The following is a 13,344-nucleotide window of genomic DNA, read 5'->3' as shown; positions in this document are numbered from 1 at the left end:
TACCGGCTCAAGTCGGCGATCTACCGCCATTCCTGAAGCATCGGACTATATCGTGATCTAGCCTTCCGTTCTAAGAACGGAGGGCTTTTCTTTTTCGTCCAGTGTGGCTCGGCCCCGGGCTTACCTCGACTGTACAGCATGCAGAGCGCCCTCGGCGTCAGCAAAACGGAATATGTACAGGTGATTTTACAACAATCTTGCGTATGTACAGTACCGTTCCTGCCGTTCCTGCCCTATTGTTAGACCTACCAGACCGCAGCAAGCGTATCGGACAGGAGGAACCAATCAATGCGCAATAAACAAAAATCGTTTGCAGGGAGAGAGCTGCAGCATTTCTGGAAAAATCGGGAGCTGTTCCTATTATCCGTACCGGGAATCGTGTACAAGCTGATTTTCGCGTACCTTCCCATGGTCGGATTAATCATTGCCTTTAAGAAGTACAGGTATGACAAGGGGATATTCGGAAGCGACTGGGTAGGGCTGGATAACTTCAAATACTTGTTCACCGGGGACGCCGCCTGGCGAATCACCCGCAATACGATCTTGTACAACGCGAGCTACATCCTGCTCACGACCTGCATCGCGATTCTGTTTGCGGTTCTACTTAACGAAATCCGGGCCAAGTGGACGAAGGTTTATCAGACGTCGCTGTTTTTGCCCCATTTTCTCTCGTGGGTGCTGGTGGGGTATATCGCGTATGCGTTCCTGAATCATTCAGAGGGCTTTCTGAACCGCCTGCTCGTTTCGTTCGGGATGGACCCCGTGAGCTGGTATCAGAAGCCGGGTGCCTGGCCGTTTATTCTGGTTCTTTTTCATATCTGGAAGGCCGTGGGGTTCTCCACGCTGATTTATTTTGCGGGGATTATGGGCATTAACAGCGATTATTACGAAGCGGCTAAGATCGACGGTGCCACCAAAACGCAAATGGCCACGCGCATTACGATTCCGCTGCTGGCGCCGCTCGTCATCATCATGCTGATCCTGTCGATCGGAGGCATGTTCCGCGGAGATTTCGGTCTGCATTATTTCATTCCCAATAATTCCGGCTTCATCTATGGGACTACCGATGTCATCGACACCTACGTTTACCGTTCCCTTCGCGAGCTGGGCAATGTCGGGATGTCCGCCGCTACCGGATTTTATCAGTCGGTTGTAGGGCTGGTGCTGGTCCTCGTGGCCAACGGCATTGTCAAAAAGATCAATCCGGATCACTCGCTATGGTAAGGAGGCAGCTATGAAAGAAAAATTCCAACCGCATCAGGGCGTTATCCATTTGGTGTTTGCGATCATTTCCATTCTGATGGTGCTGCCCTTCGTTCTGGTCGTTGTCATTTCGTTGACGAGCGAGAGCAGCATTCTCAAGAACGGCTATTCCTTTATCCCGGAGACGCTCAGTCTCGATGCGTACCGCTACATTCTTCAGACGCCGGAAATTATGCTGCGGGCTTACGGCATTACGGTCTTCATCACGGTGGTCGGCACCTTGTGCGGGCTGCTCGTGACGGCGATGACCGCTTACGTCATCTCCAGAAGGGACTATCGATACAACCGGGTTACCACCTTCTATGTTTTCTTCACCATGCTGTTCAGCGGCGGTCTTGTGCCGACCTACATTCTCATGACGCAGTACCTGCATCTGAAGGATTCGCTGCTGGCCTTGATTCTTCCGGCGCTGCTGTCTCCTTTTAACATCATGGTCATGAAAGGGTTCATGTCCAAGATTCCGCTGGAAATCATCGAATCCGCCAAAATCGACGGCGCGAAGGAATTCCGGATTTTCTTCACCGTGATTCTCCCGCTGTCCAAACCGGCACTCGCTACAATGGGGCTCTTGATCTCCTTCGGCTATTGGAATGAATGGTTCAATGCGATGCTCTACATCGACAATCAGAAGCTCGTTCCGCTTCAGCTCCTGTTGGTGCGGATCTTGAACAGCATGGATTTCTTGACGACCAATGCGGAGTTCTCCAGTCAGATGGGGATCAATCTCTCGGAATTCCCGAATAACTCCGCCCGGATGGCGATTGCGGTTCTGGCCGGTGGGCCGATGCTGGTCATCTTTCCGTTCTTCCAACGTTTTTTTGTAAAAGGCTTAACGGTTGGCTCCCTCAAGGGTTAACATAAAAGAAGAATACAGGAGGTCATGTACATGAAAAATTGGATGAAGGCATCGCTGGCGCTAACGCTGGCCGCCACCGTATTGGCGGCGTGCGGGAAAGGCAACGATGGATCTAACGCTGCAGGAAGCGCTTCGCCTGCCGGCGGCGCGTCGCCATCGCCCGGCGCCACGGCGAAGCTGTCCCCGGTCGAGCTGACGTGGTATTACCCTCTGTCCCAGCTGCAGCCGGATCAAGCGACGGTACAGGAGACCGTCAACAAGATCACCCAGGAAAAGCTGAACGCGACTGTCAAGCTGATGCCGGTGCCGATCGGCGACTATGTCCAGAAGATGAACACCATTTTGGCGGCCGGCGAGAAGTTCGATATTCTGTGGGACGGGTATCTGCTCAAGCCGGAGGAGCTCGTACGTAAAGGCGCCATCCAGCCGCTCGACGATCTCCTGACGAAATATGCGCCGAATCTGAAGAAGGACGTCCCGCAGGTCATGTGGGACGGACTGACGGTAGACGACAAAATTTACGGAATCCCCAATCAGCAAATTAACGGGAATCGCCTTGGTTTTATCGTGCAGAAGCGCTTTGTGGACAAGTATAAGCTGGATGTCAACTCCATCAAGATTATTACCGATCTCGAGCCGTTCCTGGAGCAGATCAAGAAGAATGAGTCCGACATCATTCCGTTCGGCAGCACGTTCTCCAGCGCGGTCACCGGCTTGAACGCCGAGAAGTTCTGGGTCGTGCCGGGGCTTGACGATCACTTCTATATCAAGAAGGGGGATCCGACCTACAAGCTCTACCGGTACCCGGAAGAGGACCTCGACAATTTCCGTCTGGCCAGCAAGTGGTACAAAGCGGGTTATATATTCAAGGATGCGGCAACGGCCAAGATGACGGACTACGAGTCAAAGGGACAAATGGCGGTTATCTTCAACAATGTTCTGAAACCGGGCGTTGAAGCGGAAGTGAAGGCGAAGAACGGCGGCAATGACGTGGTCGTGATTCCGGTAACGGACTGGTTCTCCAACGGCTATTCCGCCACCACGAATCAGTCGATCAGCCGGACATCCGCGAATCCGGAGCGGGCCATGATGCTTCTCGACTTGGTCAACACCGACAAGACGCTCTACAATCTGCTGAGCAACGGGATCGAGGGTACCCACTATGACAAGGTGTCCGATAATGTCGTCAAGGCGAAGGCGGATTCCCGGTATAAGCCGAACATGGACTGGATCTTCGGCAGCGTGTTCAATTCGTATCTGAAGGAAGGCCAGCCGGCCGACGTTTGGGAGCAAACGAAGAAAATCAACGGCACCTCGAACGTGAACCCGGTAGGCGCATTCAAGTTCAATTCCGACCCGGTCAGCACGGAAATCGCCAACTTGAATGCGGTGTGGGGCGAGTACAGGAAGGGCCTGACGACCGGAACCCTGGATTTTGACGCCACTTGGCCGACCGTATCCGATCGTTTGAAGAAAGCCGGCGAGGAGAAGTACGTAGCGGAGGTTACCAAGCAGTTCAATGAGTTCCTGAAGAAGAAGGGACTCGTGAAGTAGGCGGGTTAGTTAGGGCGCAAAAGGGACACCTCAAGAGGTGTCTCCTTTGTTTTGCTCGCTGTCGTTGCTTGCAGATCTTAGTTTCGGGCCGTTTTTCTGATTTTCCCAAACGGTTTGTAATAAGTAATGAACACCATGGCGAATAAGCATAATAAATTGAAGCTTGATGTGAGAATCATCGACAACCAGGTAGAGTTAAAATCGTTATTTTCTAAGGAAACGAAGCCCATGTCCTTTACCAGTTCTCCCAGATGGGCCGTCCATTTATTAAGAAAGAGAATCCCAATCATAATCGTAAGAATCGTCACGACCAGTTTAATGGTGACCCAATAATGTTTCACAAGTCCCCATTGCGTCCATATGGATAGCAAAATCCCGGTAAATAAAGTCATCAACGCCGGATACTTGAGCAAATTCTCATCGATGACCTCCATGCTAGCCAATGTATAATGCAGCTGTTCTCCATTCTCCCCGAGTTGTAAATATAACCCTAAAACTAACATGCCCAAGGTTCCACCGATCCATGAAGCCACGGAAATCACATGAATGGCTACGAGTAAGTGTTTTTTCTTCTGAGTTAATCTATAAGCCATGATCCTCATTCTCTCCTATCTCACAAATGCAACGATTTTTGTTATGCCTATGAGCTCCCCATAACCATAACAAAGTTATGTTGTGAACTTGTGACGATCCGTTACAGTTTCCGTGAAATTGTAGGAGAGAGTGGACCCTGGAGCTAAAGAAGGACCGGCAATCGAATGACAAAGGTCGTGCCTCGACCGGGGATGCTTTCCACGTCGATCGTACCGTTATGAGCCAAGACGAACTCTTTGGCGATCGCCAGCCCCAACCCCATTCCCCCTTGGTTACGGGTGCGCGCTTCGTCGGTACGGTAAAACCGGTTGAACAAAAAAGGAAGGTGTTCCGGTTCAATTCCGACCCCGGTATCGGCAATGGAAATCCGGAGCCTGTTGGTTCCAGTATGTTCCGCGGATTCCTTCTCAACGGTAATATGGATCTGTCCCCCGGATGGGGTATACCGGACGGCGTTCACGACCAGGTTGAGGAAGACTTGGGTCAACCGGTGGGAATCGGCCTGAATAATGGTTGTGCGGACGGAATCCGAAGAAGAAAGCGTGATCGCAATGCCTTTCGTCTCCGCATCTATAGAAACGTGCTCTATCACTCGATTCAATAAGGCGAGGATCGCAGTCGGTTTCAGGTCCAAGGACAGTTTGTTCGCTTCAGCCAGCGATAGCTGGTGAAGATCGTCGACGAGACGTGTCAATCGGATTAATTCATCCTGCAGGGGAAGCAAGCTTTCCGGTTCAATGGCGGTTCCACCTTGTTGGACGAGCTCTAACTTACCCCTAATGATGGTAATCGGCGTCCTCAGCTCATGGGCAACATCCGCTACCAGATTGCGACGAAGATCTTCGGCTCTATGGAGCTGGACCGACATGTCGTTGAAGGCATTCGCAATCTTGCCGAACTCATCCTGGGTTCGTACAGGAGCCTGAACTCCGAACTCGCCTTTGCCTAGCCGGTCAATAACAGGCAACAGAACATTCAACGGGGCCGTCAAACGCTTCGAAACCTTGTAAGCAACCAAGAGGGAGAGAAGGACAAAAATTACGGTACCGGCCGTCAAGAATAAGATGACGGAGCTGTTGATCCCTAGTCTCATAACAGAAAACTTGGATACTTCCCGGTCATAGTAGTATAAATGGGCAATGGTTGCCCCATGCAGCTGCACCTCGCTTTGGAGGCCCAACCTCTTCACGGTTTCGAAACCGGCCGTTCCCGCTGCATACAGCAAGTTTTGATCCGGGGATACCAATACAAAGGATGCATCCCGGTATCGGTTCCAATTCTCCTCGTTCACTCTAAGTTGTTGAACATCGTTCCATGACTGGTGTTGATCGTAATAGTCTGCGAATTGTGCCGATAGTACCCTGATTTCTTCGTCTCGGTCTACATCGGCCATGTAATGAAGAATGCCAATCACCACCAATTGGGTCAGCAGGGCAAACACCAACCCCATTGCGACGATAAACGATGCGATCGTTAGAAACAGCTTACGGCTAACGGTCATGACCGTTCACCGAACCGGTAGCCGAAACCGTATACCGTTTGGATATAGACCGGGTTGGATGGATCATCCTCTACTTTTTTGCGCAGCCGGCTTATATGGGCATCGACCGTACGCTCGTCATTCAGAATATCGTCTTCCAACGCGGCTTGCAGCAGCTGCAGGCGGCTGTAAACTATGCCGGGTTTGGCGGCCAGGGTGAGCAATAATTTGAATTCCGTAGGGGTGAGGAGAATGTCTTCCCCCTGTTTCCATACGCGGCATTGCGACTCGGATATCGTCAACCCTCCGCGTTGGAGAGAGGGGGGAGCGGTGTCCTGTCCATCCAGCCGGCGCAGCACGGAGCGGATCCGGGCGGCCAGTTCCCGCAGGGAGAACGGCTTCGTTATATAATCGTCGGCCCCCACCTCGAGCCCGATAATCTTGTCCATCTCCTCCGTGCGGGCCGTGACCATGATAATGCCCATCCGGCTCATCGTACGCAGCTCCCTGCAGACGTCAATCCCGCGCATTTCCGGCAGCATCCAATCCAGTACGACAAGAGAGGGGGCTTTCTCCCTGGCCTTGAGCAAGGCTTCTTTTCCCGTTTTGGCGGTGATGATCTGGAATCCTTCCTGGCGTAAGAACGGCTCCATAAACTCCAGAACCTTGTCTTCATCATCCACTAACAACAATGTATGAGACATCCCGATCCCCCTCGAGTTCATTTCCATCGATATTGTCCTCATCATTATACACAGCTTATCCCGGTTTTCGGGAATCCTGCCGAAATTTCATCCGTTCACAACATTTCACCGGTAGTATAAGGATGATCAGCGAATATGGAATGTAACCCGGTTGTACAACGAAAAAGGATGCCCTGGGGCATCCTTATTGGAGTAGGAGAGCCGATATTAAGCGCTCAAGGATTCGGCTCTCTGGGCCGCAGACGGATTCAACTTCCCAGCCCAGACGCAGTAGCCCATTCCTACATAGGCGATTCCCCAGAAAGCGGCGAAGAATTTGTTGTCCGCAATCGGAAGAAAGAGGTTCAGAATCATCAAGACTAGCAGGGCCGGAACCCAGCGGGGAAATACTCGGGCCCGGAAGGTAAGAATCGCGAACAGGAGCGATCCCCCCATCATGCCAACCATCATAATAGCCCTGGAGATGTCGACCAAAGTGCCCTCAGGCATGGGGGCGCCGGCGCCTGCAGTGAATTGGGTCCATACCATGGCGGTCGTAACGATGTTCCCAATGATGATAGCGAGCGTCGTAATGAAGCCCGTTACCCCGGTTTCACGGGACTGCACCATGTACGTGACGATCGTGCCGACCGACATCAGGATGCAAGCCGTCAATCCGAAAGTCAGCTCTTGAGGACTGTCCGTTCCCCAAATGAGGGAAGTGGGCGTCATGCCGATCCGCGTAATTCCCGCAAGGATGCATATCATGCCCAGCCATTTGATAATTTGTTTGTCATTCATTATTCTCAGCCTCCAGTAGGTTTTCGCGTTGCTACGATACTCATCATACGAGGTGGGAATTCCCGTGCACCAGAGAGGTCCATTCCCGATTTACCGGGAAGTGCGGGAGCCATTTTCGGGATAAGGCGGGAAGGCCGGCGGGAAATTATCCACCATCCATATTCAACCCTGAGGGCGGGAGCTATAATTAGCTATATCAACGGTTCAGGAAGGCGTGCAGGGTATGGTACGGGAAGTCCGAAAGTCTAATCCTTGGAGATGGGCCAGCCTGCAGCTGCTCGTCCTGAGCTTCTGCGTCATCACGATGGGAATGTATATCGCCAGCATTCCGCGGTATTACAACGCTTTGGTTACTACCTGCATCGTCCAGGGTTGCGGGAATTCCGTGCCCGCCATGTGGATTCCCGATCCAGGGCTTACCTTAGAGAACTACGCCCTTCTGTTCGTTCTGATCGATTGCGTCTTTACCTTTGTGTTTTATGCGACGTCCGCGGTCCTCCTGTGGAAGGGGTTCCGAGAACCGATGGGCCTGCTGGCCGCCGCCGCGATGGTTGCCTTCGGCACTTCCTTCCCTTCGCTCGCGATGGTCGCCACGGAGGGCAGCGTTTTCGCGCAAAACGGGTTCATGCTGGTCTCGATGCTGGGCTGGATTTCGATGTCGTTGTTTTTCTTTCTTTTTCCCGATGGCTGCTTCGTTCCTAGATGGACCCGTTGGGTCTTCCTCCTTATTGTCGCTGTCGATGTGCTTCAATTGGTGTATCGCGGCCAAATGTGGGATGCGCTTGACGTGCCGGAGTACATTACATTGGTGTGGTATGTCGGCTCTACGATGATCCTCATCTATTCGCAGGTTTACCGGTTCCGCAAGGTGTCCCAGCCTGTGCAGCGGCAGCAAACCAAATGGGTCGTGTACGGGGTTTCGATCGGGTTTGTCGGTTTTGTGGGTATGAGTATCCTGTTCGATCCCGGCTTGAACAACGGCTCCGCCCTCACCTATGTGATCTTGAATGCGGTCCTTAACTTATCTTTGACGGCCATCCCGATTACGCTGATGATGGCGATTCTGCGCAAGCGGCTATGGAACATCGATCCTTTGGTGAACCGGACGCTCGTCTATGCGGCCTTGTCCGTCTGCGTCGTCCTGTTGTATACCTTTGCCGTTCTCTACTTGGGCCAATTGTTTCGCACGAAGGACCATTTCATCGTCTCCCTGCTGGCCACCGCCGTGGTTGCCGTTGCGTTCGCACCGCTCAAGGAGTGGCTCCAGCGCCAAATTAACCGGCTGATGAAAGGCCGGCACGACGATCCCTATGCCGTGCTCCTGGAGCTCGGCAATCAGCTGATCCAGCCGCTCGCGCCGGAGGCTATGCTGGACGCTGTCGTCCGAACGGTTCGAGAAGCGCTGCGCCTTCCTTATACGGGCATTTCCATCGGCGTCAGCGGTGAGGAAAAGATGGTAGCCTCTGCAGGAGAGTCGGTAAACGAGCTGCATGCTTTTCCTGTTATTCATAGGGGAGAAGAGCTCGGGACCCTCTATATTGCCAGCCGTTCACCGGGAGAAGCCTTCTCGCCGGAGGACTACAAGTTCCTCGACGTTCTGCTGCGGCAGGCGGGGCCGATCGTCGAGAACGTGAACATGACGCTGGGCATGAAGCTGCTGGCGAAGGATCTGCAGGAGTCCCGCGAGAAGCTGGTGCTGGCCCGGGAGGAAGAACGCCGCCAGATCCGCAAGAACCTGCACGACGACCTCGCCCCGAGGCTGGCAGCGCTGGCTCTGAATGCGGCCACGGCGCAGCGATACGTAGAGAAGGAACCCTCGACCGCCATTGAAATGCTGACCGACCTGCGGCAGGTCATCCGCTCTACCGTGCATGAGATCCGGACGATGGTCCATGATCTGCGTCCGCCGACCCTGGATGAACTGGGCCTGATCGGCGCCATTCAGGAGCGGATTCATGAGCTGTCCAAGCCGGCTCAGCTGCTGGCTCAGGAGCAGGGAACCGAGCCGCTGCGGATTGGACTGCAGGCGCCGACGCCGCTGCCACCCTTGCCCGCAGCGGTGGAAGTCGCGGCTTATCGCATCGTCATCGAGTCGGTCGTGAATGTAATCAAGCATGCGCGAGCAACGTCATGCACGGTGCGGTTGGACGTCCATGCCTCGCATCAGATGACGGTGGAAATCACGGACAATGGGATCTCCTGCAGCATAAGGTCGGCAGCCGCTGCCGCCGGTAAAGGAGGCATCGGCCAGCAATCGATCCGGGAACGGGCCGCGGAGCTGGGCGGGCAATGCACGATCGAGAGCTTGGAGCAAGGCGGAACGCGGGTTTTCGCGGTTTTGCCGCTGTAGGAAAGGCACTTTGGCAAAGGGGAGATAGGGATGAAGATTGTCATCGCCGACGACCATCCGTTGTTTCGGAACGGTGTTCGCAATTTGTTGAAAACTACGGAGGATCTCGAGGTCGTGGGAGAAGCAGCGTCCGGCGATGAAGCGCTGGAGCTGACGGCTGCGCTGCAGCCGGATTTAATCTTGATGGATATCCGCATGCCCGGATTGAACGGGATCGAGGCGACCCGGCTGATCAAGGAACGGTTCCCGCGCGTGGAAGTGTTGATGCTGACCATGTTCCAGGACGATCGATCCGTGTTCACGGCCATGCGGGCCGGAGCCAAAGGCTACGTGCTGAAGGATGCCGACGAGACCGAGCTGCTGCAATCGATCCGGATGGTGGGCAGCGGCGGGGCGGTGTTCAGCTCGGACATCGCCGCGCGGATGATTCACTACTTCGCGGCTCCCCAGGCGGCCATCAAGACGGACCATCCGGCTCTGGCCGAGCTGTCCAAGCGGGAGATGGAAATTCTGGAGCGTATTGCGGAAGGCGAGACGAACGCTCAAATCGCCGCCCGCCTCTATATCAGCGCCAAAACCGTGGCCAACAACATCTCCACGATCTTGAACAAGCTGCAGGTCGCGGACCGGCATGAAGCGAAGCGTCTGTTGAAGGAGTCGTTGGAGAATTGACTGAGGGTATTCTGTAGACGCAGGAACTCGCTTAGTCCATGTGGAACGGTAACCCATCCGTCCTGCTCATTCTGAAACTCCCGAAATAAATCCGTACCAACTGTAAGGAATGACGTGATTTTTGAATCGGAACGCGGCGGAAAATTGTGGTTTTGCACCGCCTTGGTTCACCTCCAGCATAGGAACCCGCCCGCATGAGGTCTGGTTTTGTATGTTTAAGATGCATCAGACTTTAGTAATTAATATGTTCCCGCATACAACACACGTTGAAAATGTCGCGTTGCTTGTAAAAAGTGATACAGATGTCTGAAGTTCCTTGATTTATAAGGGTTTTAGACTGATACAGTGTTTGCGGAATTGGTAAAACAGAGGCGTTTTCGATGAGTTGCCCTAAAGTTGCCGTAAAACTGCATGCAACGGTGTGATAAAAGAGAATAATATAAATTGGTTTATTTAAACTTGAACAATATCAGCAATATTCATGTAAAATATTTATATTGGGGGTACGATTATGGCTAATAAAGAAGCAAAAGCAAGAATTAAAATAAATGCGATGCTTGCTGAAGCAGGGTGGAGATTTTTTGATGAAGACTCGAAACCTGCTAATGTTGTTGTAGAGCAAAACGTAAAAATTAGCCGAAAACAAGTTGACGAAATGGGTGAAGACTTTGAAAAAACAGTAAATGGTTCTGCGGATTTTCTGTTACTTGATGAAAACGGTAAGCCATTTATTGTTCTAGAAGCCAAGTCCGAAGCTAAAAGTCCAATAGTAGGAAAAGAGCAGGCGAGAGAATATGCCAAGAGTCTGTATGTCAAATATGTCATTTTATCTAATGGTAATTTACATTATTTCTGGAATATAGAAAAAGGTAATCCTCAATTAATTACTGCGTTTCCAAGTTATGAATCATTAAAAAGCAGTAAAGCATTCTCTACTGATCCGTCCCGCCTTTGTAATGAGTCAGTTGGCCACGATTACATAGCGATTACTCAGATGCCCCGATATGAAAGTGATCCTAAGTACGTCAATCCAGAAACAAGAAGCCAGTTTATCCTTGAAAACGGTTTAAGGTTTTTGCGTATTTATCAGCAGAGAGCAATAAAAGCATTGCAAGAAAATGCAAAGAGGGGCAAGACGAGATATCTCTTTGAAATGGCAACTGGCACAGGAAAAACTTTAGTATCTGCCGCAGTAATTAAATTGTTTTTAAGGACTGGAAACGCTAAGCGGGTTCTATTCTTGGTTGATCGTTTGGAACTTGAAAATCAAGCACAAAAGAGCTTTAGAGATTATTTGAAAAACGACTATAATACTGTAATACTTAAAGATCATAAAGAGGATTGGCGGAAGGCAGATATTGTTGTAACTACTGTTCAGAGTTTATTATTCAACAGTAAGTATCGACGATTGTTTAAACCAACAGATTTTGACTTAGTTATTTCCGATGAAGCACACAGAAGTATAAGTGGAAATTCTAGAGCTGTTTTTGAGTATTTTTTAGGTTATAAACTGGGATTAACGGCAACTCCAAAGGATTATATTAAGAATGTTGATGTAACCCATCTTCAGTCGACCGATCCACGGGCATGGGAAAAACGCCAGCTACTAGATACTTACGAAACATTTGGCTGTGAAAGTGGAGAGCCTACATTTAGATATAGTTTGCTCGACGGTGTAAATGATCCTGATGGCCCATTCCTTGTAAATCCAACTGTTGTTGATGCTCGTACTGAAATAACGACAAAATTACTTTCGGAAGAAGGGTATGCTGTTGTCAATAAGGGTATTGGTTCTGAAGATGAGGATGAAGAAGTAACTTTCTATGGCCGCGACTTTGAAAAAAAGTTTTTTTCAGAAAATACTAACCACGCATTTTGTAAAGTATTTCTGGAGAACTCATTACATGATCCGATTTCCGGCGAAATAGGTAAATCGATTGTGTTTTGTGTGAGCCGAAAACATGCTTCAAAAATTACGCAAATCTTGAATGAACATGCTAGTATTATGTATCCGGGAAAATACAATTCCGATTTTGCATTACAGGTTACATCTGACATTCCTAATGCTCAGATGTATACGGTAAATTTTCAAAATAATAACCTCAGAGGACATACTTCTTTTTTGGAAAACTATCGAAGTTCTAAAACAAGGGTTTGTGTAACAGTAGGAATGATGACAACGGGATATGACTGTACTGACTTGCTGAATGTAGTGTTGATGCGCCCAATTTTTTCACCTAGTGATTTTGTGCAAATAAAAGGCCGCGGCACACGTATTTACGATTTTAAGTATAAAAAGACAAGTGGTGGCAATGAAGAAATTATTACGAAAGAAAAATCAACTTTCAAGCTCTTCGATTTTTTTGGAAACTGTGAGTATTTTGAGGAGCAATTCGATTACGATGAGGTTATTAAGTTACCACAAATAAATGGAAAAAGTAGTCACGGTGAGGGAGAGAGTGGGCACTCTGGTAATATTGAACCGTTTGAGTCAAGAGTTCCAGATTCAATTAAGCTTTTAACGGAAACACAAATCGGTCTCGAGGGAATGAAAATAGACCGTAAGTTGTATGAGAAATTTGAAGAAAGAGTTCGTAACGATGAATTTATTAGGGAACAAGTAGAGCAAGGGAATTATTCGGTAGCAGAGAATTATATCATACAGGAGCTTTTCAATAAACCTGATGATTATATTGATATTGAGAAATTAAGACGAGCCATTGATCTTGATCGGCGGATCAATTTAAGGGAAATATTGGATAAAATATTTGGTTTTATTCCTGGCTTTAAAACGAAGCAGCAGTTGATTGAAGATGAGTTTGAGCAGTTTAAACAAACAAAAGCCTTTAGTCCAGATAAGTATTATGAAGTAAAGATTTTTTTTGAAGTATATTTAACTGATAAACAAGTGCGAAGAATTTTTGAGGATAGGAATCCTCAGTTGCTAGCCAATTGTCCTACTTTTTCAATTGGTGACCTAAAAGCGTTGGGTACGGATAATGCTAAAATGGTCATTGATTACATTACAGATAATGTACACCTAAGCCGTTTTACAAACTGAGATGAAGGGATTACAAAAAAAATGCTGAGT

General features: G+C 49.9%; 10 protein-coding genes. 6 read left to right on the top strand and 4 right to left on the bottom strand.

All coding sequences use genetic code 11. The features are described from left to right. Positions 1–288 precede the first annotated feature (288 nt). The 3 genes from ACI5FR_RS09775 to ACI5FR_RS09765 are packed head-to-tail and all read left to right on the top strand — an operon-like array spanning position 289 to position 3,673. Entirely contained in the window at positions 289–1,224 is a 936-nt protein-coding gene (locus tag ACI5FR_RS09775; protein WP_405453704.1) for an ABC transporter permease, read from the top strand. A 10-nt stretch (positions 1,225–1,234) separates the two neighbouring features. After that, positions 1,235–2,119: a carbohydrate ABC transporter permease gene (locus ACI5FR_RS09770; RefSeq protein WP_405453702.1), complete on the top strand. Its 885-nt coding sequence runs from the start codon at positions 1,235–1,237 to the stop codon at positions 2,117–2,119. Positions 2,120–2,149: 30 nt separating this feature from the next. Next, complete coding sequence (locus ACI5FR_RS09765; protein ID WP_405453700.1) at positions 2,150–3,673, top strand: extracellular solute-binding protein; 1,524 nt, start codon at positions 2,150–2,152, stop codon at positions 3,671–3,673. Between the two features lie 77 nt (positions 3,674–3,750). Here ACI5FR_RS09765 and ACI5FR_RS09760 read toward each other — a convergent pair whose 3' ends face one another. From ACI5FR_RS09760 to ACI5FR_RS09745, 4 genes are all read right to left on the bottom strand, one after another. Then, positions 3,751–4,266 (bottom strand): hypothetical protein, encoded by a 516-nt coding sequence (locus ACI5FR_RS09760; protein ID WP_405453698.1) that lies wholly within the window; start codon positions 4,264–4,266, stop codon positions 3,751–3,753. Positions 4,267–4,409: 143 nt separating this feature from the next. Then, the gene (locus tag ACI5FR_RS09755) at positions 4,410–5,768 is read right to left on the bottom strand and encodes a sensor histidine kinase (protein WP_405453695.1); all 1,359 of its coding nucleotides are present in this window, start codon (positions 5,766–5,768) and stop codon (positions 4,410–4,412) included. Next, a complete protein-coding gene (locus ACI5FR_RS09750) occupies positions 5,765–6,451 on the bottom strand; it encodes a response regulator (RefSeq protein WP_405453692.1) in 687 nt (228 codons plus the stop codon). Before ACI5FR_RS09750 ends, ACI5FR_RS09755 begins: the two co-directional genes overlap by 4 nt. Positions 6,452–6,658: 207 nt before the next feature. Continuing rightward, positions 6,659–7,231, bottom strand: a complete 573-nt coding sequence (locus ACI5FR_RS09745; protein ID WP_405453689.1) for a hypothetical protein — start codon at positions 7,229–7,231, stop codon at positions 6,659–6,661. Between the two features lie 223 nt (positions 7,232–7,454). On the opposite strand from ACI5FR_RS09745, the gene ACI5FR_RS09740 reads away from it, so the two are divergent. The 3 genes from ACI5FR_RS09740 (at position 7,455) to ACI5FR_RS09730 (ending at position 13,314) form a co-directional block, all read left to right on the top strand. Continuing rightward, entirely contained in the window at positions 7,455–9,581 is a 2,127-nt protein-coding gene (locus ACI5FR_RS09740) for a GAF domain-containing sensor histidine kinase (protein WP_405453687.1), read from the top strand. 30 nt (positions 9,582–9,611) lie between these two features. Continuing rightward, on the top strand, positions 9,612–10,253 hold the full coding sequence (locus tag ACI5FR_RS09735) for a response regulator (protein WP_405453684.1): 642 nt from the start codon (positions 9,612–9,614) through the stop codon (positions 10,251–10,253). Between the two features lie 511 nt (positions 10,254–10,764). Further along, positions 10,765–13,314 (top strand): DEAD/DEAH box helicase family protein, encoded by a 2,550-nt coding sequence (locus ACI5FR_RS09730; protein WP_405453681.1) that lies wholly within the window; start codon positions 10,765–10,767, stop codon positions 13,312–13,314. Positions 13,315–13,344: the final 30 nt, after the last annotated feature.

This window comes from Paenibacillus sp. HJGM_3, from assembly GCF_045062745.1.
Taxonomy (GTDB): Bacteria; Bacillota; Bacilli; order Paenibacillales; family NBRC-103111; genus Paenibacillus_AA.
This window is presented reverse-complemented; position numbering and strand designations above follow the sequence as displayed.

Excerpts from the sequence above, each read along its gene's own strand:
- ACI5FR_RS09775 (WP_405453704.1), top strand. The coding sequence starts at position 289 with ATGCGCAATAAACAAAAATCGTTTGCAGGGAGAGAGCTGCAGCATTTC.
- ACI5FR_RS09770 (WP_405453702.1), top strand. The coding sequence starts at position 1,235 with ATGAAAGAAAAATTCCAACCGCATCAGGGCGTTATCCATTTGGTGTTT.
- ACI5FR_RS09765 (WP_405453700.1), top strand. The coding sequence starts at position 2,150 with ATGAAAAATTGGATGAAGGCATCGCTGGCGCTAACGCTGGCCGCCACC.
- ACI5FR_RS09760 (WP_405453698.1), bottom strand. The coding sequence starts at position 4,266 with ATGGCTTATAGATTAACTCAGAAGAAAAAACACTTACTCGTAGCCATT.
- ACI5FR_RS09755 (WP_405453695.1), bottom strand. The coding sequence starts at position 5,768 with ATGACCGTTAGCCGTAAGCTGTTTCTAACGATCGCATCGTTTATCGTC.
- ACI5FR_RS09750 (WP_405453692.1), bottom strand. The coding sequence starts at position 6,451 with ATGTCTCATACATTGTTGTTAGTGGATGATGAAGACAAGGTTCTGGAG.
- ACI5FR_RS09745 (WP_405453689.1), bottom strand. The coding sequence starts at position 7,231 with ATGAATGACAAACAAATTATCAAATGGCTGGGCATGATATGCATCCTT.
- ACI5FR_RS09740 (WP_405453687.1), top strand. The coding sequence starts at position 7,455 with ATGGTACGGGAAGTCCGAAAGTCTAATCCTTGGAGATGGGCCAGCCTG.
- ACI5FR_RS09735 (WP_405453684.1), top strand. The coding sequence starts at position 9,612 with ATGAAGATTGTCATCGCCGACGACCATCCGTTGTTTCGGAACGGTGTT.
- ACI5FR_RS09730 (WP_405453681.1), top strand. The coding sequence starts at position 10,765 with ATGGCTAATAAAGAAGCAAAAGCAAGAATTAAAATAAATGCGATGCTT.